This window comes from Streptomyces sp. NPDC048506, from assembly GCF_040651315.1.
Lineage (GTDB): Bacteria > Actinomycetota > Actinomycetes > Streptomycetales > Streptomycetaceae > Streptomyces.
Genome location: NZ_JBEZIX010000003.1, coordinates 109,120 through 130,383 on the forward strand (window position 1 = coordinate 109,120; position 21,264 = coordinate 130,383).

Below are 21,264 nucleotides of genomic sequence, written 5' to 3' on the forward strand. Positions count from 1 at the left end.
AGGGTGAGGGGACTTCCATGGTCATGCGCGCGCCCGTTGATCGCACCGCGGTACGCCGCGGCGGCCGGCCCGGCCCCGCCCACCCCTCGCCCGCACCGGGTGATGCGGGGCGCCCGCGGTGCCGGTGGAATCGGGACGCGGGGGCGGCGCCGGCACCGGCCGGCGGTCCGTCCGGGCGCGGCGGGAGGAGGGCAGGTGTGGACAGACGCTGGATCGCCCGCCTGGCACTGACCGCGGGCACGGCGGCCCTGTTGGTGCTGCTGGTGTTCGCCGGGCTCCGCAGCCTGGCACTGGTCGGGGTGGGCGTGGCCGGGCTGGCGCTCACGGCCGCGGGGGTGTGGTGGGTGCTCTCGCACCGGGGTCTGGCGCGGGCGCTGGCGCTGGTACTGGTGGCGCTGGCGCCCCTCGCCGTCGTCGTGCTCTACATCGCCGAGGGGTTGCTCTGGGTCGTCCTGGTCTCGCTGGCGCTGTGGTCGCTGGCGGTCTCCACCGGACGGGCCGCGCTGGTGGCGGAGTCCGGCCCGGTCGGCCCGCCGGAGCGCCCGGCAGGACCCCTCGGCCGGCCCTTCCTGATCATGAATCCACGCTCCGGCGGCGGGAAGGTGGGCAGGTTCCAGCTGGTGGAGAAGGCCGAGGCGCTCGGTGCCGAGGTCGCCGTGCTGGACCCCGAGCACCCTCAGGACGTCGCCGAGCTGGCCCGGAGCGCCGTCGACCGCGGTGCCGACCTGCTCGGTGTCGCCGGCGGTGACGGCACCCAGGCACAGGTCGCGGCCGTGGCGGCGGAGCGCGGTGTGCCGTTCATGGTGATCTCCGCCGGGACCCGCAACCACTTCGCGATGGACCTCGGCCTCGACCGCACGGACCCCGCACGGTGCCTGGAGGCCCTCACCGACGGCGTCGAGCTCGACGTCGACCTCGGCGTCATCGGCGTGGGCGTGCCCCCGGCCGACGGCGACGGGCGGGTCTTCGTCAACAACGCCTCCTTCGGCGCCTACGCGGCCGTGGTGCAGAGCCCGGCCTACCGCGACGACAAGGCCCGGACGATCCTCCAGACGCTGCCGGAGCTGCTGACCCACCACGTGGGCCCGCGGCTCGCCGTGCGCGCCGACGCCACGACCATCGACGAGCCGCAGGCCGTCCTGGTGAGCAACAACCCCTACCGGATGGGGGACGCGGCCGGCCTGGGGCGCCGTGACCGGCTGGACACCGGCGTCCTGGGAGTGCTCGGCGTCAAGGTCGACAACGCGGTGCAGGCCGCCTGGCTCCTGCGCGGCAGCCGTGGCCCGGGGCTGACCTCGCTCACCGCCCAGGAGGTCGTCGTCGACGCCGACGCCGAGGTTGTCCAGGCCGGGGTCGACGGCGAGGCCCTCACCCTGCCCACCCCCGTCCACTGCCGGATCCAACCGGGCGCCCTGCGCGTACGGGTGCCCCGTCACCGCCCCGGCGTACCGCGTGGCGCGCCCCCGCTGAACTGGCGCAGGGTGCGCAGCCTGGCGCTGACCCGGGGCCGGGCCACGGCACAGCGCGGCACCGACTGATCAGGGCCGCCCCTACCGCACCCGGTACCCGGCCGCACCCGATGCTGGGCCGCACCCGGTACCCGACCGCGCCCGGTGCCCGTGCGGGGCACGGCCTCCTCGGCGACCCTGGAAGACGTGACCGACGACGACCGGGCGCAGCGCCCGGAGGTGCCGCCGCCGGCCGAGGCCGCCCGGGTCGACTACAGCGGCGCGGTCTACGGCTCGCTGCTCGCCGCGTCCGTGGTCGTCGGCGCCGGCGCGCTCGGCCCGGCCCCGTGGCTCGGACTGGCACTCCTGTTGCTGTGCACCGGCGCGGTGTTCTGGGCCGCGCACGTCTTCGCCCGGCTCTTCGGGGCGCACATCGTGCAGCACCCCTGGCACCGAGCGGAGATCCGCAGGGTGTGCCGCGACGAGCGCCCGATCGTGGCGGCGGCCGTGCCACCGGCCGTCGCGGCGGCGATCGCCGGAGGGATCGGACTCGACTACGGGGGAGTGGCCTGGCTGGCGCTGGCGGTCGCCCTGGTCGGACAGGTCGGATGGGCGATGGCCGCCACCACGCGGGCCGGCGCGCCCGCGTCGCTCACGCTGACCGCCGGGGCCGCCAACATGCTGCTGGGGCTGCTCATCGTGGTCGTCAAGGCCGCGCTCCAGCACTGAGCGCACGGACCGCCGCCGCGCCGCGCTCTCAGGTCCGGTGCGCCCCCGCCGCCCCGCGCAGCGCGGAGCGGAGGGCGAACGCCACCACCAACTCCAGGACGCCGAGCACGACGAGCCACAGGCCGAGCAGCCACGCCAACGCCACCGCGGACTCCACGGGGAAGGCGAGGACGACGATCCCCGCCGCCACACCGAGCGCCCCGGCGACGAAGGTGAGGCCGCGATGGGTGAGTTCACGGTCGGCGAGGGCGACGAACACCGTCAGAATGCCCGCGAACAGCCAGTAGAGGCCGACGATCAGCGACAGCACGGCGATCGTCTGGAGCGGATGCCGCAGACACAGCACCCCGGCGAGCAACGCCAGCAGCGCGACCAGCACTCCGGCCACCCTGCCGCCCTGGCGGGCGTCCCTGGAGAACGCCCGGACGAAGCCGAAGACACCCGCCAGCAACAGCTGTAGTCCGATGATGACGGCCAGTACCTGAAGCGTCTCGTTCGGCCACACCAGCAGGAGGATGCCCGGCACGAGGGTCACCAGGGCGAAGCCGAGCGCCCAGAGCCAGGAGCCGCCCACCGCGCCCAGGACGTCCTGGGCGTCGGCGCGCTCGCGCTGTGACGGGGAACCGGCCGGTACGGACATCACGCCTCCCTGAACCACGCCCCCCGGATACCGCCCCGGATACCGCCCCCGGGTACGCCCCTCCTGTCTCGATTCTCCGGCCCCTCGCGCGCGGGCGGATCCCCCGCAACGGGTGACCGGGCGGTCCGACTCACGTCGGCCTCGGTCACCCGTCGGCCCCGGTCGATGCACGAACCATTCAGCCCCCGCTGAAAGCATCGCGTTCCCCCCGCCGGCCCGGAGAGCCTGTTACGCGCCCAGGGACGGCCGGTATCGCGGCATCCCAGCGAAAGGAGACGATGCACCATGCGATTCGCCCACAAGGCGGTGACAGCGGTCGGCGCCGGGCTGATGGCCGGCGCGCTGCTGAGCGCTCCGTCGGCACACGCCGCCGCCTCCCCCATCCAGGCCAGCGTCCACACCGTGGTCTCGGACGAGTTCCAGCTGTGTGGTCATAACCAGTACGGGCAGCCGGTGTGCACGGGGGTCATAGCGTCGCCCAACGACTGGAAGCGCGTCTACGGTTGGTGGTGGGTCGGCTGGGTGGACTTCTACGGAACCCAGTACCACAGCGACGGATCGGTCAGTAAGCGACACCGGTCCTGCAACTCGGGCAAACACCGGCACGGCAGTTTCTTCGCCTGCTACGGCGTCTGAACCGCCGAGGAGGCCGAGGCGGCAGGCCCGCCGGGCGCGCCGGCACCACGGGTGGGAGGCATCCACACCTCGTGGGCCGGCGCCCTTCCGCGTTCACGGTCGGTGCTCCGCCCGACCGACCCCGCTCAATACCGTGTCGTGCACACGTAGGTCAGCCAACGCCCGCCGCCCGCATGGGAGATGGCGTTCTGCTCGGCCTCGGTCGCGGTGTCGCCCCTGCCGCCCCAGTACTGGTTGGTGTTGGGGTTGAAGGCGATGGCGCCGCAGCCGTTGACGAAGCTCACCAGGACCTTGCAGCCGACGCCGGAACACCTGCTCAGCGCTCCCTGGTCGGCGGCGCTGACGGATCTGTAGTCCCAGGCCTTGCCCATACTGCCGTCGCGCCCCACGGCTATGGAGCCGTAGTACTGCGGGGGTGGCGGGGGCGGGGCGGGAGAGTAGGTGGGCGGATCGGGTTCGGGGGAGTAGGTGGTGGGGTCGGGTTCGGGGCTGTACGTCGTCGGATCGGGCTCGGGGGAGTAGGTGGTCGGGTCCGGGTACGGGCTGTACGTCGTCGGATCCGGGTCGGGGGAGTAGGAACTGGCGGAAGGGGTGTACGGCGAGGAGGTGTCGGACGCGGTGTCGGACGAATCGTGGTTGTTCCCGATCACCACCACGACGAGGATCAGGGCCGCGATGGCGGCGATGACACCGGCAGCAGCCCTGGCCCCCGGGTTCTGGACCGGTCCCGTCGCCCCCGTGGTGGGGGACGTGGTGCGTGGTGGGTGCCCCGTGCCGGGGCGGGGAGACGACGGGGCGGAGGGCCGTCCGGACGCGCGCCGGCGGCCCGGCGCGGTGACGGGGGTGGTCGATGCCGTGGTGCTGGCCGCGGTGAGCTGCTCGGCCCACACCGCCGGTGTCGGCCGCCGGGCCGGGTCCGGGTTGAGGCCGGAGCGGGCCAGGTCGCCCAGCTGCGGGCTGAGCGCGGTCAGCGCGGCGGGGTCGGTGGCGGTCTGGTCGCGGGCGAAGAGCCGGATGGCGAGCAGTGCCAGCTTGTAGACGTCGCTCGCCCGGGTCGCCTTCTCCTCGCCGGCGGGGACCTGCCAGTCGGGCGTCTCGGCCTGGGGCAGCACGGTGACGCCCCGCAGTCGCATCGCGTCGCTGTCGATGAGGAAGCACTCGGGCTGCGGGTCGGTGGTGAACAGCAGGTTCTTCGGGGAGAGGTCGCCGACCGTGATGCCGATGCGGTGGAGCCGGGCGAGCGTGGCCGCCAGGTCGGCCAGGAGCACGAGCCGGTCGCGTTCGCTGACGGCCAGGCCGATCCCCGCGACGTAGGAGTCGTCGTTGAGCAGGAACTCCAGGTTCGCCAGGCGCCGTGTTCCCGAGGTCGTCCCGGTCAGGCTCCGGAAGGTGAAGTGGAAGCGGTCGGGTACCGCGCGCATGAGGAACCCGCAGGCGCTGCCCTGGCGTTCCACCACCGCCGCGGGCCAGGCGGTCTTGTCGCACAGCCATCGGCCCTCCGCGGCGCTCAACTCGCCGAGCAGGTCCACCCGTGACGCGAGCGCGGCGGCGTCGAGGTCGGGCAGTACGGCGGCGCCGTACTCCTTGTAGGCGACGTCCCAGCCGCCGCCATCGGCCTCATTGATCTTCTTGTTGGGCACCTGGTACACCGTGCCCTGGCCGCCTTGACCGAGTTGGCGCCCCAGGGTGAGCGTGTCGTGTTCGACAACCGGTGTGCGCGGTGGCGTCATCGCGGACCTGCCGGGGCGTGCGGCCAGACGACCAGGAGGGTCCGGTCGTCGTCGAAGGTCTCCCGGGAGAAGTCCAACAGGTGCGCCAGCCACGGCGGAGGCGGCGGTGCGGCGAGGTGGTGGGCGAACAGGGCGCCGACCAGGCCGTCGCCGTCGCCGAGCGGGTCCGCGAAGCCGTCGCTGCCGACCAGCAGTGCCTGATGTGCCGTCAGGCGGACGCTGAGGCATTCCAGCGGATCGGGCACATGGGGCAGCGGTGTCACCTCGTTGGACACCAACAGGGAGTCCGAACCGGTCTTCGAGCCGACCAGCGGCTGGTACCGCCCACTGGGCGAATCCAGCACCCAGGCGCCCGAGTCCCCGATACGGCAGAGCTCGACGACGGGGCCCGCGGGGTCGGGGCGCACCACACCGGCCACCAGCGTCGTGGCGTACAGGCCCGCCACCTCGCCCACCTCGGGCTCCTTCCCGTCCAGCCGCCACTGGGCCAGCTCCCGCAGCCGTTCGGCGGCGTGCTGCGCCACTTCCCGGAAGTTCAGCTGTCCCTGGTCCTGGGAGAGCAGCTGGAGCATCCGCTCCAGCGCGGCCCGGCATGCCTCGACGGCGCCGAACTCGGAGTTCACGGCGCTGGAGACGCCGTCGGCGACGGCGAAGGCGATGCTGCCGGTGGGCTCGTGGACCGCGGCGCGTGCGGAGTCCTGGCGCGGCTGTCGGTAGTAGCGGTGTTTGGCGCCGCGCACCGAGGCGAACCGCAGCGTGAGGGAGGGAGACGACCAGCCGTCGCATTCGGTGTCGGGGAAGTCGAAGGCGTACTGGCCCGGCGGTCGTGCCTCGAACTCGGGGCCGGGCGTTCCCACCGTGATCCGGCGCCAGGGCGCGGGCTCCGGTGCGGCCGGCGGGAGCGGCGCCGCGGCGGAACCGTCGCTGTGGTGAGGGTGCACGGTCAGACCTCGTCGATCGCCATGGTGAACTGATCCGGCCGGTTCACTACCAACTGCGGGCTGCCCGAGTTCAGTGCCTGTCCCGAGGCGACCAGGCTCGCGGTCAGCGCGTGGAAGAACTCGGCGACCGCCTGTCCGATGTCGGTCCCGGGCTTGGCGACGAAGGCGAACTCCGGCCGGGTCGCCACCTCGACCATGGTGGCGGCCTGGGCGTCACCGATCCCACAGGCGACGATGTTCGGGGCGGTCGGCGTCTGGGACTTGTCGATCAGCCTGGCGTGCGGCATCCGCCAGCTCCCGCCGTCGGTGGGCTGGCCGTCGCTGAGGAAGAACACGACCGGGCGGTGGACCTTGTACCCCTCGCCGCGCAGCCACTGCACATCGGCCGGAATCCGGCCCAGCAGATCGTCGAACACCGCCTGGTAGTTGGTCAGGCCGCGGATGACCACCTGGGGCAGGGAGGTCTCCGTGCGCATGTCGGCCACCGCGAGACGCACCTGCACGTCATCGGAGAAGCCCAGCACCGCTAACCGCAGCTTGGCCGCGATCATCGGCTCGGCCCGCAGCCCCTCGCAGAGTGAGATCAGGCCATTGGCCAGTTCCTGCCGGTACGGCCCCATCGATCCCGACTCGTCAGCCAGCACATACGCCGGCAGCAGTACACCCCTCGTCTCCGCCATACGGATTCGTCTCCCCCGTTTCTGTTCACATGTCAACTTGCTTGCACATCAGGCGGGTTGCTCTCTAGGAGCGCTCCCCCTGATGCCGTATCTTCCCAAAGGGCGAGGACGGACGGAAGCGACTCGGGGGAGTCACCGTGGGGGACCATTACTGGCAGAACGGATCCAACGGGCCGAAACTGCCCACCTGGCGGCAGACTCCCCGTGCCGTGCCCCCACCTCTGGGCGAACCGCCCCTGCCGCCGACGACACAACCGCCGCCCGCCCGGCCCGCTCCGCCCGCCCGGTCCGCTCCGTCCGCCCGGTCCGCTCCGCCCGCGGCGGCCGCATCAGGCAGTTCGACGTGGGTCGGCGGAGCGCAGCCCCGCCCCGCAACCGCGCCTCCGCCGCCTCCCGCGGGTCCGCAGCCGCCCGGGTGGCCGAGCCACGGGCGTCCCGCCACGGCGGGGGCCGTGGCGTTCAACCGCCCCCGAGGCCCGCGGCTGGCGGTACTCGTGGCCCTCTGCACCGTCGTCGCCGTCGTCGCGGGGCTGCTGATCACACGCAACGGATCGAGCGGACCCGAGGGTTCCCACCAGGCAGCCGCGAAGCGCCCGAGGAACCAGGTGCCCTTCGACCAGGCCCTGGCCGCTCTGGCGACGGCCCGGGTACTGCACTACAAGGACACGGCCGTCGCCGGCGTCACCCAGCGGGACATCACCGTCACCCCGTCCGGCGTCCTGTTCGGATCCACCGGCGACGGAGTGAGGGACCTGGACCAGGACGTCCTCCGGATCGGCGGCAAGACCTACACCCGTTGGAAGAAGGCCAAGCCCTACGAGAAGCCGGACGGAAAGCAGCAGGACCCCGACGCCCCCGGCACATGGAGCCTCGCCGACCAGGGGGATTCCCATGTCCTCAACCCCGTGCTGGCCCAGTTCCTGCCGCCGGCCGAGTTGGCGGCCGAACTCTCGGACGCCGTGGACGAATTGAAGACGCTGCCCGACCCGAACGACCCGGGCCTGAAGTCGGAGAGGGTGCGCGGGGTGCCGGCACTGCGCGCCGACACCCCGGCGGGCAGCCTCCTCATCAGCAGGAACAAGCCCTACCGCGTCCTGCGCCTGGAACCCTATGACCTGTCCGGCCGGCTCAAGGAGCAGCTCCACGGGCTGCACAAGGGCGCGTCGCCCTCCGCGATCCCGCAGGTGACCACCGGCCCCCTGGAGAAGGGCGACTCGCAGGGGATGGACCTGTCTCCGGTGTCCGGCGGCCGGGCCGACGCGCTGTACGACACCCTGGAGACGGACACCCGGCAGCTCGCCGACGCCGTGGACCGCGGCGTCGATTTCACGCTCGGCACCACCGGAGGCAATGTCGACTGTGGCCCCGGGGGCTGCACGGTCAACCAGGCGTTCACCGGTCGGCTGACCTCCGACGCCAAGACCCGGCTCATCGGCGGCGAGGTCACCGCCACCATGCGCGCGACCGTGACCATCGACGGCCAGGACGCCGGCGGATGCACCAGCTCGCCGAGCACGCTTCCGATCACCGGCAACACGGTGTCGGGCACCCTGTCCTGCTCGGATCCCGGCGCCGGCGCGGTCTTCACCGCCGTCAACGCGAAGTACAAGGCGCAGGCCGAAGCGGAGTCCCGGGCCTCCGGCGGACAGCCCGTCCCCTACCGCTTCCCCTACGTGGCCACCCCCGTGATCGACGCCGCGGCCCTGGCCGTCGGCGAAGTGGACAGGCTCGTCAGACAGGTGCAGCGGGAGCGCGGCGGACCGTGCGCAACCCGTAGGAACTCCACGACTCCCGCCGCCGCGCAGTTCACCGGAGACCGTCTCACCGACGGCCGTACCGGAGACCGTCTCACCGGCGGCCGTCCCCTGGAGCAGGCGACCCTCAGCGCTGCCTCCCCTGCGTCGGGCGACGCGCGCGGCCGCCTCGCCGCCGACATCCGTGGTGGCCGGAGTCACCACGCGTACGCTGTGCCGACCGGCGGGGCGCTGATCCCCGTCGACAGCAGCGATGACGACCCCCGCTCCTTCCCGAACCTGATCCATGACGACAAACCCCAGTGGTTCAAGCCCATTCCCCCGGAATCGGTCCTTGGCCGATCGGGCAATTACGCATACGTGGTGCTGGAGAACGGTGAACTCGTCATCGGGAAGCGAACCGCAGGCCATGTGAGCCTGGCCCGGGGCGAGCGAGTCCTGGCTGCCGGCGAATTCAAGACCAAGGGGGGCGAGGTCGTCTACCTCGACAACAAGTCGGGGCACTACCGGCCCTATGGGATCCATGCGGAGCAGGCAGCCGTGTCGGCGTTCAACAGGAATGGACTCAAAGCCAGTGGAAAGTACGTCGCCGCATGGGGAAGGCCCGACTGCTGATCCCGTCACGGAATTTCGGGCCGTCGTCCAAGACGTCGTGGACACCGCCGAGGCTTCGTGCGGGGTTGAGATCCTTGAGCCGCACCTGGAGCGGGCCCTTGCGGTACTGGAGCAACACCCCGACCTGCGAAGGCAGTTCGAGACCCAGATCGTCTCCCTGCTCGATTCCCTCAGGGAAGGCGTCGTCGAACTGGTCTCCTTTACCATGCATGAATTGCGGTGGCCGGCGGTCGAGCGAGCGCTCCGCAGCAGGATCGCCGATCCCACAAACAAGGTGAGCGACCTTCGACTCCACGAAGCGATGCTGGATGCGTTCTCCGACGCGTGGCGTGACCGCGATCTCTACGCACGATTCCAGTGAACGACCAAGGGCGGTCACCGCTCGGAGATGTGGGCGCTGACGATCACGCCGTCCGACACGGTGTAGGTCCCCTGGTAGAGCTTCACCGAACCGTCGCTCTGGAGCGCGCGGAGCACGGCCCCGACCTCTCCGGAGCTCTCGGTGTTCACCGCACTCAGTTCGATGTTCTCCGTCGTGCGGAAGCCGGCCAGCCACTCCGCGTAGGAGGTGCCGGCGATGTTCTTGCCGCCGAGGTCCCAGGCCGCGGTGAAGTCATGGTCGTTGATGTCCCGGTAGTACTCCGTCACGATCACGCTCGCGTCGTCGGGAGAGGGTGACGGGACGTCGGGGGAGGGGAAGTCGGGGGAAGGCAAAGGGTCCGACGTGGTGGGAAGGCCGCCGTACGTCGGTGGAACGCCGTCGGCGGGCGGCGCGGTGCCGGTGTCCGCGCCCGGAAACGGGTCGGCCGACGGGACGCCCCCGGCCGTTGTGGGCGACGGCTCGGAGGACGAGGCGAGAAGCGCCCAGGCCGTCCCGCCGCCCACCACGAGCAACGCTGCCACCAGCCACAACAGCCAGAGGGGAAGGACGGTGGGCCCCACCCGGACGTAACCGGTCCCGGCGGGGCCGAGGGGCCGACCGGTAGCGCCCGGCGCGCCGCTCTCGTACGGCATTCCGCAGTCGGGGCACGAGGCCGCTGCGGAGTGCGCGCGCGGTGCGCCGCAGTACGCGCAGGACGGCATGGTCCCTCCCCCCTCCGGATGTCCCGTTCGGGACGCCCCAAAGATCGATCCCGGCGTGGTGCGTGCGCCCGGCTACAGCCCGCGGATCGCCTCTTCGATCGTCACCGCCAGGGAGGCCAGCGCCGTGAACCCCGGCACCGAGTCCACCAGCGCCTTGGCGAACAGCTTCAGCTTGCCCCTGCGCGGCGTCTCCGAAGTGAGCTCCTCGCGCGCGTCCTCGGCCGCCTCGATCAGGTCGGCGCGGTCGGGGTGTTCGGACCGGCCGAGCTCGTCGATCAGCCGGGAGACCAGCTCCCCGATCTCCTGGGGCGACCGCTGCCGTCCGCCGTCGGACTGGCCCAGTCCGCTGTCGTGGACCTCGGCCTTCGCGTTCTCGCCGCTGGCGACCGCGTTGCCGGCGACGGTCGAGCCGCTGGTCGCGATGATCCCGTGGTTGCTCCGCATGCGCTGCCTCATTCTTTTTCCTTCGTGGTCATCAGTCCAGGTTCACCAGGGGGATCTTGTTGAGGATGTTCATCGCGATCCGCGACCGGTCGCCGGACGCGACGGAGCTGGATTCCACCCTCGCTCCCCCAGCGGCGATGATGCCGTTGTTGATGATGATCTCCTGACGCTGGATCAGCTCACCGGCGTCGATGTCATGCGCTTCGGCGAACTCGACGAGGGCGTCCAGGACGCGCCGTTCGACCGTCTTGAGGACCATGCCGCTGTCGGCCTTCTGGAAGTAGCGTTGGTGATGCGCGTCCGCGGCCTTCTGGCGGACGCTCTGTCGTGCGCCGTAGTCGAACCGCCGCAGCCTGGTGATGAGTCGGTCCTGACGGCGCAGCCGCCACCGCATCCCGTAGTCGGGGAAGAACCCCACGACCGCGCGCACGGGCGAGGCCAGCAGCACGAACAGGGTGCTGGCCAGTGTCTCCGCGATCAGCAGGGCGAGATCGCGCGGGGACGGGTGGGGCATGAGGGTGTCGACGAGCCGGTAGCGGTCGCGCAGCGGATGCAGCACCGTCTGGACGGCCTCCACGTAGAGGTTGGAGTCCGAACGGAAGAAGCGCAGGAAGAGCGAGGTGACCGACTCGCCGCCCCAGCCGGTGGAGTGCACGGCCAGGTAGGGCCGGGCCCCCTCCTCGGGCGTCCGTTTCAGCGCGTCCAGCTGTGTCGGGGAGAGCCGGGCGACCGGCCGGCCGAGCGGGTCCGGCAGGAAGCGCTTGTCGCCCAGGAGGACCGAGCCGTCGACGAAGACCCGCTCCTCGATCTCCAGGCAGGGCAGCGACAGGGCGCCGACCCGCCGGCCGATGTGGTCGTAGAGGTCCTTCACGTCGAAGCTCTGCGGCTTGGTCCCCTTCCGGCCCGACCTGGTGACGTCGAACGACAAGGACCACGATTCGAGTTCGGACCCGTACCCGATGAACGGCGAGTAGCCGCTGTACGCGGTGGTGTTCCCGCCGGCGTACGCGCCGATCTCGCCGAGCCGCGCCGCGATGCCGTTGTTGGGGGGCAGCGGCGCGTCCTGGGGGTCGAACCGGTCCGGATGGAGGCTCTGAAGGCAGCGGCCGTACCGGGTGGACAGTTCGAAGGACAGCATCGTCACCCAGGCGAATAACAGCGCCAGCAGGATGATCGGCGCATCGCCCACCACGAAGGTGAAGACGAAGATCAGCAGGAACAGGACGGCGAGCACGAGATCCCGGGCGTGGCGGCGTGCGTTGGCCAGGTAGGCGTGCCGGAGCACCACCGGGACGTCGCAGGCCGGGGCGGCCGCCACACTCAGATGGGGCTCGGCGGCGACCTGTCGGATGAGCGCCCTGGCGTACTCGCGGTCCAGGTACGCGGCCGCGCACAGGTACCGGGTCAGGTTCCGGCCGCCGCCCCATTGCGGCGCGACGGGCCGGCGGCCGGCGAAGCCCGTCGTGTGCGGGACCGTGGGGGTGGGGGGAGTGGCCGGTGTCGGGCCGACGGACACCGCGAATGTCGAGGGAGCCGTACCGACCGGGACGGACGCACCGCACTTGCCGCAGGACGTTGCACCCGGGACCGGGCTCGCGCCGCAGGCCCGGCACGCATTCGCATGGCTCATGGCTCCCCCGTACATGAGACGACCCCACGTCCCACAAGTGCACCACAACGCCCATCCGAGTGCGAGGGTGCGGACAGTACAGAGGGCGCGAAAAGCGCAAGGGTGCGGATCGGCTCCGGGCCCGCTTCGGCGGCACCCGGGTCCGAGTGGTCCATTGGTCCTTCGGTGGCTGCCGAGGACGATCCAGGACTGGACCAATGGCCCAGTGCTTCGAGCCTCTGTTGAGCCATCGGCCGTGCAGGTGCTGAGATGTATGCGTCGATGGCGCTGCGGATCCCCGCGGCGCCTTTCTCATGTCGTGGTGCACCTGTGTGCAGAAGGGGCGGGGCAACTTGCTGAAGAGGGCGTTCGTGGCGCCGGATCCGGGGCGTATGCGACTGCGGTTCGCCACCCGGGCCGTGGTCGGGATCGGATCTGCCGTGGCGCTGTGCGGGGTGGCCGGGCATTCGCTCGTCGCCGCGATCACCGGTGGTCTGGCCGCGCTGCTCGCCCTGTTCACGGTGACCGACGCGACGGTGCGCGGGCAGGCCGTGACGACCGCGTTGCTGCCGGTCGTCGGCCTCCCGGTGCTCGCGCTCGCGGCCCTGCTGCACGCTGTGCCCGTCGCGCGTGACCTGGCCTTCCTCGCCGTCGTGGGGGCGGGGGTGTACGCGCGGCGGTGGGGGCCGCGCGGGCACGCGCTGGGCGTGTTCGCCTTCATGACCTTCTTCGCGGCGCAGTTCCTGCACACCGTTCCCGGTCAGCTCCCCGAGCTGTACGCCGCTGTGCTGCTCTCGCTCGTCACGTCGTCGGTGGTGCGGTTCGGGGTGTGGTGCTACGAGCGACGGCTGCCGGTGTCCGCTCCGGTGGCCGCGCCGACCGAGGGGACGGGGCTTGCGCGGATCACGACGCGGCAGGCCGTGCAGGCGACCGTGGGGGCCGGCTTCGCCCTCGCCGCCGGGCAGATGCTGTCCGACCAGCGGTGGTACTGGGCCGTGGGCGCCACATGGTGGGTGTTCGTGAACACCACCTCGCGCGGCGAGACGCTCGTCCGTGGGTTCCGGCGGTTCCTGGGAACGGTGCTCGGGGTCGTGCTCGGCTTCGCCGTCGCCGTGCCGCTGCACGGTGAGCCGGTCGCGGCCGCCGTGATCGTTGCCGTCAGCGTCTTCGGGATCTTCTACACCGCGGCGGTCTCCTACACCTGGATGATGCTCGCCGTGACCGTGATGGCGAGCATGCTGTACGGACTGCTCGGCGTGCTCGACCCGGCGCTGCTCGCCCTGCGGGTGAACGAGACGGCTGTCGGCGCCCTGGGCGCGGTGCTCGCGGTGCTCCTCGTCCTGCCGGTGACCACGCACTCCGTCACCGACGAGCGGGTCGAGCAGGCCGTGCGGTGTGTGCATGCCTGCACCGCGGAGGCCGCCGCCCGGCTCGCGGGCGACGCGGCTGCCGATCCGGCGCCGCGGGTCGCCGAGCTGGAGGCGATCCTCGCTCGTGTGCGGCTCTCGCTGGTCCCGCTCGTGCATCCGCTCAGCCCCCTGCGGGCGCGCAAGCGGCGGGCCCGGCAGGTGCTCCTGCTGCTCGACGACTGTGCGCGCGAGGTGCGCGGGCTCGCGTTCATCGCCGCCGACCCGGAGGCCTCGCACGACGCCCGGCTCGTCGCGGCGTGCTGGCGGGTGGAGGCCGCCGTCGAGGCGCTGACCGACGCCCCGCTCGACGGGCGCCGCCAGGTCGAGGCCGCGGCGGCGGCCCCGACCGTCGAGGGCGAGCCCGTGCTGGCCCATCTGCACGCGCTGGAGCAGGCCCTGCTCGCCCTCGCCGGGCCCCTCGGCCGGCCCCGTCACACCCCGCCCCCGCCCCTCGTCGGGGCCTGATCCGGCCCGTGCGTACGGGCCGGTCACCGACCGGATCCGGCCATCACCACGGGTGGCCGGTCCGTGGCTGCTAGCGTCGCAGAGGCACCTCGACGGGCAGGCGGGCGAAGGGCGGACGGATGGCGGCGAAGGACGGCGGCCGGCGGGCGTACATAGGGTCGTTCACCACGGCCGGCGGGCTCGGCCTCACCACCGCGGCCGTCGACCCGGAGTCCGGCGCGCTCACCCCGCTGCACTCCACCGACCCCGTCCGCAACCCCTCCTACCTCGCCGCCAGCCCCGACGGCCGGTACCTCTACGCGGTGAGCGAGACCCCGGACGGCGCCGCGGCCGCCTTCGCCCTCTCGCCCGAGGGGCCGAGACTGCTCGCGCCCGCCGTCCCGGTGGACGGCGCCGACCCCACCCACCTCACGCTGTCCGCCGGCCACCTGGTCACCGCCAACTACAGCTCCGGCAGCGTCAGTACGCTCCCCGTGCGGGCCGACGGCTCGCTCGGCGGGCCCGCGCGGGTGCTCGCCCACCGGGGCAGCGGCCCGCAGACGGACCGTCAGGAGGGCCCGCACGCCCATGCCGTGCTGCCCGCCCCCGGAGGCCACTGGCTGCTCAGCGTCGACCTGGGCACCGACTCGGTCCGCGTCTGCACCCTCGAAGGAACCGACGGGACGCCGGTCCTGCGCGAGGAGGTGCGCCTGCGGTCCGGCAGCGGTCCGCGCCACCTCGCCTTCCACCCGCGCGGCGACCGCGCCTACGTCATCAACGAACTCGACCCGACGGTGACGGTCTGCCGCTGGGACGGCGAGCGGGGCGTGCTGACGCCCCTGGGGGAGACCCGGCTCCTCCCGGACGGGGACGCATCGGACTCCGCGTCCAGGGACTCGTCGACGAGCGGAGGCGGAACGCCGTGCAGCGGCACCTACCCCTCCGCGCTGGTCCTCTCCCCGGACGGCCGGTTCGCCTGGGCCGCCAACCGGGGCCACGACAGCCTCGCCGTCCTCTCCCTCGACGCCTCCGGCGACACCGCGACCCTGGTCACCACGGTCCCCTGCGGCGGCCACTGGCCCCGCGACCTGACGCTGCACCCCGACGGCCGACACCTCTACGCCGCCAACGAGCGCTCCGGCGACGTCACATGGTTCACCGTCGACCCGGCGACCGGCATCCCGGTCCGGGGCGGCGCGATCGAGGCCCCGGCCGCCTCCTGCGTCGTCTTCGTTTGATCCGGCCCGGAGCGCCCGGTGCCGGCGTTCGTCACGGCGCCCTCCCGAAGGCGCTGTGCGGTTCCCTCGCGGGCGTATGCCGCCCGGCCGTCCGCAACCGCGCACACCGCCCTCCCGGGCCGTCTGACGGGCGGCTGCGCCGTTCGGCGGGGCGCCGACGCCCCGCCGCGGTCGGCCAGCGCAGAGGGCCGCCCCCGCGCTGTGCGAGGACGGCCCTACGGAGTGGTGCCGGTGACCCGGTGGCGGGCCCTAGCGGACCGGAACCCCCTGTGCCTGGCCCGGCAGGGTGATGCCCACGGTCGCCGCGTAGTTCGACAGCACCAGCCGGCCCACCGTGCCGTACGCGCCCAGCGGCTCGGCCGACGCGCAGCCCGCCTCCGCCGCGGCGGCCCCCACAAGGCCATCGGCGATCTCCGGACCGATCAGGTACGGGGCCAGCGCCAGCTGCTGCGAACCGGACTCGCGCAGCTGCTCGGCCGTACGGGAGATGGCGCCCTCCGCGTCCAGCGCGGCGGCCAGCACCGGCACCGCGAGCCGGGCCGAGAGCAGCATCCCGGTGATCCCGGCGGCCTGCACGGCTTCCTCGCCGCCCACGGTGGCCAGAATGATGCCGTCCGCCGCGGTCGCGACCGTGAACAGCCGGGCGCGGTCGGCGCGTGCCAGACCGGCTTCCGAGAGCCGGACGTGCAGCGCCTCGGCGAGCAGCGGGTGCGGGCCCAGGACATCGGTCAGCTCGGCGCCCGACCCGCTGTTCATCATGGCCTGGCGTATCCGGCGCAGCAGCGCGCTGTCCGGCCCGGCCAGCAGCGGGACGACCACCGCGGCGGGGCCGAGGTCGGCCCGGCCGTCGGAGCCCGCCCGGGCCTTCTGCTCGGCGGCGGCGTGCGCCAGCACGGCCTCCAGGGACGGGAACTCGTCATCGCCGCCGTCGACGTAGCCGATCCGGGCGTCGAGGCCCGGAAGTTCGGAGCGGGCGATGCTGGAGACCTCCTCCGCCAGGCTGCGCGCGGCGGAGTTCGGGGTGCCGGGCACGGCCAGCACCAGGGCGGGTGCGCCCTCGGGTGCGGCGAGCGGCTCCGGCTTGCGGTGACGGCCGGACTGCCGCGCCGGCGGCATTCGTACGGGCAGGCCAGGTGCGGCTCCCGGGCTCGGGGGTGTTGCGTCGAAGTGGGGCGAGCCAGGTGCGGGCCCAGTGGGGGAACTCATGGCGCCGCATGCTAACGCCTCGGACCACACCCGCGCGGAGGGAGGGTTCGGTGCCGGGGCATCCGTCCCGATTTATCCCGCGCGTCGTGGTGGCATCAACCCGGCGCAGGGCGTGTGATCTGCAACAACTTCCCATCCGAGGGCAGTAGCAGACGGTCGCCGGCGAGCGCCGCGGCGATGGTCAGCGCCCCGTCGAGCGGAGTTGCGGCGGCGGCCGTCACACGGGCCTGCGGCAGCCGCTCGACGAGCTCCGCGCGCAACGGGGCGAGCAGCGGCTCGCCGATCCCGAACAGCCCGCCGGTGTACGCCACCGTGCTGCCCGCGCCCAGTGGGCAGACCGCGGCCGCGGCATCGGCGATGTGCCCCGCGGCGGCCCGCAGCACATCGCGGGCCACCGCGTCGTCCTCGGCGGCGCAGCGCGCGACCTCCGGGGCGAACGAGGCCAGCACGGCGGGCCGGTCGGCGCGCGGGTACAGCGCGCCGGGCAGCCCGGCGACCGGGCCGAACACCGCCTCGGCGCGGGCCAGCAGGGCGGCCGAACCGCCGCGCCGCCCGTCGTGGGCGCGCAGCGCCGCCTCCAGGCCGGCGCGGCCGATCCAGGCGCCGCCGCCGCAGTCCCCCAGCAGGTGGCCCCAGCCGTCCGCGCGGCGCCAACCGCCGGACGCGCTCAGATCGGTGCCCAGCGCGATCATGCCGGTGCCCGCGGCGACCACGGCGCCGGGCCGTTGGCCGAGCGCCCCCGCGTAAGCGGTGACCGCGTCCGCCGCGAGGGCGAGCCGGTGCACCCCGAACGCGCCGGCCAGCGCCGCCGGCAACCGGGCGCGCAGATCGTCGCCGAGCGAGGCCATACCGGCTGCGCCCACGCACACCGCCAGGTACCGGTCCGCTCCCACCTCGCGTCCCAACTGCGCCGCGGCGGGCAGGAGTTGGGACAGCAGATGGTCGGCGTCGATACCGGCCGGGCCGGTGCGCACCGGGGTGTCGGAGGTGAACGAGGCCAGCGGACGCGGCGCGTCGCCGTCGGCGCGTGCCACGGCGATCCGCAGCCCCGAACCGCCGGAGTCGACCGCGAGGACGTGACCGCGGACGTGACTGCGGAGCGGGCCGCGGCCGGCCGGCTCAGCCAAGGCCGCGGGCGTCCTGCTTGAGGGCGGTGTCGACGGTCAGGGCCGTGGCGACGACCAGGCTCAGCAGTGGGTCGGGCAGCTGGTGGTGGATCTGGAGGACGTAGTTGTCCGCGGTGGTGAACATCGTCTTGGCGAGGCCCTCCCAGGTCTTGGTGATCCGGGCGATCTCGGTGTCGGCGTGGTCCACGATCGCGAAGTTCCAGGCGCGCCAGTTCTCGGCCTTGATGGCGCCGATCTGCTGCCCGTTGACCATCATCGCGAAGTTGATCTTGCCGATCGCGTTCTGCTGCACGATCTCGCCCACCGGCGAGCCGTCCGGACGCTGCACGATCACCTTGGACTTGATGAGCTTCGCCGGCCGGGTCAGTACCAGCTGCGGCTGGCCGTAAGCGTCCCGGATCTCCAGCTTGTGGGTCATGTACTGGTCGAGGCTGGAGACGACCCGCAGCACCTTCTTGGCCGTGCTCTGACCGACCTGGACGACCGAGCCGATGGTGTTGCCGTGCTGGTCGAAGACGCTGTACTCGTTGGTGACCTCGATCAGCTTGGCCTTCTGGTTGACCACCAGCACCGGCTCGGTGAAGAGGGTGCCGCCGCCCGGCCCACTGGGCGCCGCCCCGGCCTGCTGCTGCACCTGGTGCTGCACCGCGCCCTGATGCGGGCCCGGCTGCCCCGGCATCGGCTGCTGCCCGTACGGCTGGTGCATCGGCTGGCCCGGCACCTGCTGGCCGTACGGTGCGCCGCCCTGCTGCTGGCCCGGAAACCCCGGAAACGGAGCCTGTCCCGGCATCTGCTGCGGCGCGACGTGCTGCGGCGCGACCTGGTGCGGCACCTGCTGCTGTGGGGGCTGCGCGGTGGCCTGCTGCTGCGGGGCCTGCTGCACCGCCTGCTGGGGGCCCGGCCCGGCCGTCTGTGCCGGCGCCGCGGCCTGCTGCTGTCCCGGGTGGGTGTGCGTCGTCCACTGGGACCCGTCCCACCAACGCAGCTGGTGGGGGGTGCCCTGCGGGTCGGCGTACCAACCCGCAGGAATGTTCGCATTCGTCATGCGGGGCACACTATCGCCCGGCGTCAGGGCAGCCTCCAGTCGACCGGCTGGGCGCCCTGTCGCACCAACAGGTCGTTCACCCGGCTGAACGGTCGCGAGCCGAAGAAGCCCCGGTCGGCGGACATGGGGGAGGGGTGCGCGGACTCCACCGCCGGCAGATCGCCCAGCAGCGGCCGCAGGTTGCGAGCATCGCGGCCCCACAGCACCGACACCAGCGGACGCCCGCGCGCCACCAGTGCCCGGATGGCCTGCTCGGTGACCTCCTCCCACCCCTTGCCGCGGTGCGCGGCCGGCTTGCGGGGCGCGGTCGTCAGCGCTCTGTTCAGCAGCAGGACGCCCTGGCGCGTCCAGGGGGTCAGATCGCCGTTCGAGGGCCGGGGGAGCCCGAGGTCGGAGTGCAGTTCGCGGAAGATGTTCTCCAGGCTCCCCGGCAGCGGACGGACGTCCGGCGCCACGGAGAAGCTGAGCCCGACCGCATGCCCCGGTGTGGGGTAGGGGTCCTGTCCGACGATGAGCACCCGTACCTCGTCGAAGGGCTGCTGGAAGGCGCGCAGCACGTTGTTGCCGGCCGGTAGATAGGTGCGTCCCGCGGCGATCTCCGCCCGCAGGAAGTCGCCCATCGCGGCGATCCGGTCGGCAACGGGCTCAAGCGCCTTGGCCCAGCCTGGTTCGACGATGTCTTGGAGAGGTCGTGCAGCCACGGGATCACCCTACTGGCCGAGGGCCGTTCCCCCTCAATCGATGGCCTGCGCCTGCGCCCCGCGACGCATCGCAACCCCCAACCGCCCAACCGCCCAACCTTCCGACCGCCGCACCGCCCAACCGCCCAACCGCCCAACCGCCGCACCACGCGCCCGCGTTGCGGGAACCGGATCAGACCACCGCAGCCGCCCGTACGCACAGCACGTCCGGCAGGTGTGCGGCGAGCTGCTGCCAGCTGTCACCGTCGTCCGCGCTGGCGTACACCTCGCCGTTGCGGTTGCCGAAGTACACCCCTGCGGGGTCGAGGTCGTCAACGGACAGCGCGTCCCTGAGCACCGTGCCGTAGTGCTCCTCGGCCGGCAGTCCGGCGCTCAGCGCCTCCCAGCTGCCGCCGGCGTCGGTCGTACGGAAGACCCGGCAGCGGTGCTCGGCGGGCACCCGGTCGATGTCCGCGGTGATCGGGAAGACGTAGGCGACATCGCCGTGGTGCGGATGGGCGGCCGCGGCGAAGCCGAAGTCCGAGGGCAACCCGCCGCCGATGTCCTGCCATGTCGCGCCCGCGTCATCGCTGCGGTAGACACCCCAGTGGTTCTGTAGGTACAGCCGGTCGGGGTTCGCGGGGTCCGGCGCGATCTTGTGCACGCACTGGCCGAACTCCGGATGCTGATCGGGCAGGAAGACCGCCTTGACGCCGCTGTTCGACGGCGTCCAACTGGCGCCGCCGTCCAGGGTGCGGAAGACCCCCGCCGCGGAGACCGCCACCGTCACCACGTCGGCGTCCCGCGGGTCGGTGATCACCGTATGGACGGCCAGTCCGCCACCGCCCGGTACCCACTGCTCGCGGCTCGGGTGGTCCCACAGCGCCCGGACCAGCTCGAACGTCTCACCGCCGTCCACCGAGCGGAACAGCCCGCCCGGCTCGGTGCCCGCGTACACCACGTCCGGCGCGGCCGGGCCCGCCGGGTGCAGCTGCCACACCCGCTCCAGCGAAGTCCCGGTGTACTTCGGGTACTTGACCGCGGGACGTGCGGGCTCCTGCCAGGTGTCCCCCAGGTCGTCGGAGTGGAACACAGAAGGGCCCCAGTGCGTGCTGTCGGCACCGGCCAGCAGCCGGGGGGTCGCCCGGCGGGTGTCGATCCCGAGCGAGTACACCGCCTGGGAGGGGAAGTGCGGACCGCTCAGCGTCCAGTCCCCGTGCCGCCGCCGGCCGATGAAGAGACCCTTGCGGGTGCCCACCGCGAGTAGTACGTCAGTCATTGCCGGAACACCTCCGGGACGCCGTTGTCTCAGACAGTGGCCAGTCTGCACCCGACCACTGACAACGGCGTCCCGGAGCGCATCCGCGCAGGTCGGACGGTGCGGTGTACCAGGTGCCGCGGCGCCGGAGGCACCGTCCGCACGGTCCGAGCGACGCCCGTCGGGCGTCCCGACAATGCCCGGTGGGACTCACGGCCGAGTGGCACGGCGCCGGCCCCCGTGGCGATCTTCGTTTCCGGCGCAGTGCGACGTCGATCTGCATCAGCTCGACGGACATACGGGGCCCACCGACTGGCCCGGCAGGTACGCCGCCCGTTCCTGTGGGGTGAGGTCACGGTTGACGGCCTGGCAGATCTTGTCGATCGCTGCGGTGGGGCGGGGGAGCGCGACGTCCCACAGCCGCACGGTGCTGTCGGCGCTGCCGGTGGCGAGGGTGTGCCCGTCGGGGCTGAACGCCACCGACCACACCAGCGGCTGCGATCGATGGCCGCGGATGGCTCTTACGGGGTCCCAGCCAGCATCAATGA

General features: G+C 72.7%; 20 protein-coding genes. 7 read left to right on the top strand and 13 right to left on the bottom strand.

Annotated features, from left to right (window positions below):
* Positions 1-197: 197 nt before the first annotated feature.
* Positions 198-1,538 (top strand): diacylglycerol kinase family protein, encoded by a 1,341-nt coding sequence (locus tag AB0C96_RS03145; RefSeq protein ID WP_362913086.1) that lies wholly within the window; start codon positions 198-200, stop codon positions 1,536-1,538.
* Positions 1,539-1,655: 117 nt separating this feature from the next.
* On the top strand, positions 1,656-2,177 hold the full coding sequence (locus AB0C96_RS03150; protein ID WP_362913088.1) for a hypothetical protein: 522 nt from the start codon (positions 1,656-1,658) through the stop codon (positions 2,175-2,177).
* A gap of 28 nt (positions 2,178-2,205) precedes the next feature.
* Here AB0C96_RS03150 and AB0C96_RS03155 read toward each other — a convergent pair whose 3' ends face one another.
* A complete protein-coding gene (locus tag AB0C96_RS03155; protein ID WP_362913090.1) occupies positions 2,206-2,817 on the bottom strand; it encodes a DUF308 domain-containing protein in 612 nt (203 codons plus the stop codon).
* Positions 2,818-3,102: 285 nt separating this feature from the next.
* Between AB0C96_RS03155 and AB0C96_RS03160 the strand changes: the two genes are divergently transcribed.
* Positions 3,103-3,453, top strand: a complete 351-nt coding sequence (locus AB0C96_RS03160; RefSeq protein ID WP_362913092.1) for a hypothetical protein — start codon at positions 3,103-3,105, stop codon at positions 3,451-3,453.
* A 125-nt stretch (positions 3,454-3,578) separates the two neighbouring features.
* Here the strand turns inward: AB0C96_RS03160 and AB0C96_RS03165 are convergent, their stop codons facing one another.
* From AB0C96_RS03165 to AB0C96_RS03175, 3 genes are read right to left on the bottom strand one after another with little or no spacing between them, the layout of a single operon-like run.
* Positions 3,579-5,183 carry a DUF4189 domain-containing protein gene (locus AB0C96_RS03165; protein WP_362913094.1) on the bottom strand — a complete coding sequence of 535 codons (1,605 nt, stop codon included), beginning with the start codon at positions 5,181-5,183 and terminating at the stop codon, positions 3,579-3,581.
* Positions 5,180-6,124 (bottom strand): protein phosphatase 2C domain-containing protein, encoded by a 945-nt coding sequence (locus AB0C96_RS03170; RefSeq protein WP_362913096.1) that lies wholly within the window; start codon positions 6,122-6,124, stop codon positions 5,180-5,182. Before AB0C96_RS03170 ends, AB0C96_RS03165 begins: the two co-directional genes overlap by 4 nt.
* 2 nt (positions 6,125-6,126) lie before the next feature.
* Complete coding sequence (locus AB0C96_RS03175; protein ID WP_362913098.1) at positions 6,127-6,804, bottom strand: hypothetical protein; 678 nt, start codon at positions 6,802-6,804, stop codon at positions 6,127-6,129.
* A gap of 452 nt (positions 6,805-7,256) precedes the next feature.
* Here AB0C96_RS03175 and AB0C96_RS03180 point away from each other — a divergent pair, with 452 nt between their 5' ends.
* A complete protein-coding gene (locus AB0C96_RS03180; protein WP_362913100.1) occupies positions 7,257-9,173 on the top strand; it encodes a hypothetical protein in 1,917 nt (638 codons plus the stop codon).
* 37 nt (positions 9,174-9,210) lie between these two features.
* Positions 9,211-9,534 (top strand): hypothetical protein, encoded by a 324-nt coding sequence (locus AB0C96_RS03185; RefSeq protein ID WP_362913102.1) that lies wholly within the window; start codon positions 9,211-9,213, stop codon positions 9,532-9,534.
* A gap of 14 nt (positions 9,535-9,548) precedes the next feature.
* Here the strand turns inward: AB0C96_RS03185 and AB0C96_RS03190 are convergent, their stop codons facing one another.
* The 3 genes from AB0C96_RS03190 to AB0C96_RS03200 all read right to left on the bottom strand — a co-directional run bounded on the left by AB0C96_RS03190 (position 9,549) and on the right by AB0C96_RS03200 (position 12,216).
* A complete protein-coding gene (locus AB0C96_RS03190) occupies positions 9,549-10,256 on the bottom strand; it encodes a hypothetical protein (protein ID WP_362913104.1) in 708 nt (235 codons plus the stop codon).
* Between the two features lie 72 nt (positions 10,257-10,328).
* Positions 10,329-10,712, bottom strand: coding sequence for a hypothetical protein (locus AB0C96_RS03195; RefSeq protein WP_362913106.1), 384 nt, complete (start codon positions 10,710-10,712; stop codon positions 10,329-10,331).
* A gap of 19 nt (positions 10,713-10,731) precedes the next feature.
* Positions 10,732-12,216: a zinc ribbon domain-containing protein gene (locus tag AB0C96_RS03200; RefSeq protein WP_362913108.1), complete on the bottom strand. Its 1,485-nt coding sequence runs from the start codon at positions 12,214-12,216 to the stop codon at positions 10,732-10,734.
* Between the two features lie 446 nt (positions 12,217-12,662).
* On the opposite strand from AB0C96_RS03200, the gene AB0C96_RS03205 reads away from it, so the two are divergent.
* Complete coding sequence (locus AB0C96_RS03205) at positions 12,663-14,183, top strand: FUSC family protein (protein ID WP_362913110.1); 1,521 nt, start codon at positions 12,663-12,665, stop codon at positions 14,181-14,183.
* A gap of 119 nt (positions 14,184-14,302) precedes the next feature.
* Positions 14,303-15,400 carry a lactonase family protein gene (locus AB0C96_RS03210; protein WP_362913112.1) on the top strand — a complete coding sequence of 366 codons (1,098 nt, stop codon included), beginning with the start codon at positions 14,303-14,305 and terminating at the stop codon, positions 15,398-15,400.
* 249 nt (positions 15,401-15,649) lie between these two features.
* Here AB0C96_RS03210 and AB0C96_RS03215 read toward each other — a convergent pair whose 3' ends face one another.
* The 6 genes from AB0C96_RS03215 to AB0C96_RS03240 all read right to left on the bottom strand — a co-directional run bounded on the left by AB0C96_RS03215 (position 15,650) and on the right by AB0C96_RS03240 (position 21,262).
* Complete coding sequence (locus AB0C96_RS03215) at positions 15,650-16,516, bottom strand: hypothetical protein (protein WP_362913339.1); 867 nt, start codon at positions 16,514-16,516, stop codon at positions 15,650-15,652.
* Between the two features lie 185 nt (positions 16,517-16,701).
* Entirely contained in the window at positions 16,702-17,733 is a 1,032-nt protein-coding gene (locus AB0C96_RS03220; protein WP_362913114.1) for a BadF/BadG/BcrA/BcrD ATPase family protein, read from the bottom strand.
* A complete protein-coding gene (locus AB0C96_RS03225) occupies positions 17,726-18,778 on the bottom strand; it encodes a phospholipid scramblase-related protein (RefSeq protein ID WP_362913116.1) in 1,053 nt (350 codons plus the stop codon). Before AB0C96_RS03225 ends, AB0C96_RS03220 begins: the two co-directional genes overlap by 8 nt.
* Before the next feature lie 23 nt (positions 18,779-18,801).
* Positions 18,802-19,479: a uracil-DNA glycosylase gene (locus tag AB0C96_RS03230; protein WP_362913118.1), complete on the bottom strand. Its 678-nt coding sequence runs from the start codon at positions 19,477-19,479 to the stop codon at positions 18,802-18,804.
* A gap of 172 nt (positions 19,480-19,651) precedes the next feature.
* Positions 19,652-20,737: an exo-alpha-sialidase gene (locus AB0C96_RS03235; protein WP_362913120.1), complete on the bottom strand. Its 1,086-nt coding sequence runs from the start codon at positions 20,735-20,737 to the stop codon at positions 19,652-19,654.
* A gap of 261 nt (positions 20,738-20,998) precedes the next feature.
* Positions 20,999-21,262 (bottom strand): WD40 repeat domain-containing protein, encoded by a 264-nt coding sequence (locus tag AB0C96_RS03240; RefSeq protein ID WP_362913341.1) that lies wholly within the window; start codon positions 21,260-21,262, stop codon positions 20,999-21,001.
* Between the last annotated feature and the right edge of the window lie 2 nt (positions 21,263-21,264).

Bases quoted from the DNA above. Each gene is read 5' to 3' on its own strand.
- AB0C96_RS03225 (WP_362913116.1), bottom strand. From the start codon at position 18,778: ATGACGAATGCGAACATTCCTGCGGGTTGGTACGCCGACCCGCAGGGC.
- AB0C96_RS03190 (WP_362913104.1), bottom strand. From the start codon at position 10,256: ATGCCGTCCTGCGCGTACTGCGGCGCACCGCGCGCGCACTCCGCAGCG.
- AB0C96_RS03235 (WP_362913120.1), bottom strand. From the start codon at position 20,737: ATGACTGACGTACTACTCGCGGTGGGCACCCGCAAGGGTCTCTTCATC.
- AB0C96_RS03160 (WP_362913092.1), top strand. From the start codon at position 3,103: ATGCGATTCGCCCACAAGGCGGTGACAGCGGTCGGCGCCGGGCTGATG.
- AB0C96_RS03215 (WP_362913339.1), bottom strand. From the start codon at position 16,516: ATGCCGCCGGCGCGGCAGTCCGGCCGTCACCGCAAGCCGGAGCCGCTC.
- AB0C96_RS03155 (WP_362913090.1), bottom strand. From the start codon at position 2,817: ATGTCCGTACCGGCCGGTTCCCCGTCACAGCGCGAGCGCGCCGACGCC.
- AB0C96_RS03195 (WP_362913106.1), bottom strand. From the start codon at position 10,712: ATGAGGCAGCGCATGCGGAGCAACCACGGGATCATCGCGACCAGCGGC.
- AB0C96_RS03165 (WP_362913094.1), bottom strand. From the start codon at position 5,183: ATGACGCCACCGCGCACACCGGTTGTCGAACACGACACGCTCACCCTG.
- AB0C96_RS03210 (WP_362913112.1), top strand. From the start codon at position 14,303: ATGGCGGCGAAGGACGGCGGCCGGCGGGCGTACATAGGGTCGTTCACC.
- AB0C96_RS03175 (WP_362913098.1), bottom strand. From the start codon at position 6,804: ATGGCGGAGACGAGGGGTGTACTGCTGCCGGCGTATGTGCTGGCTGAC.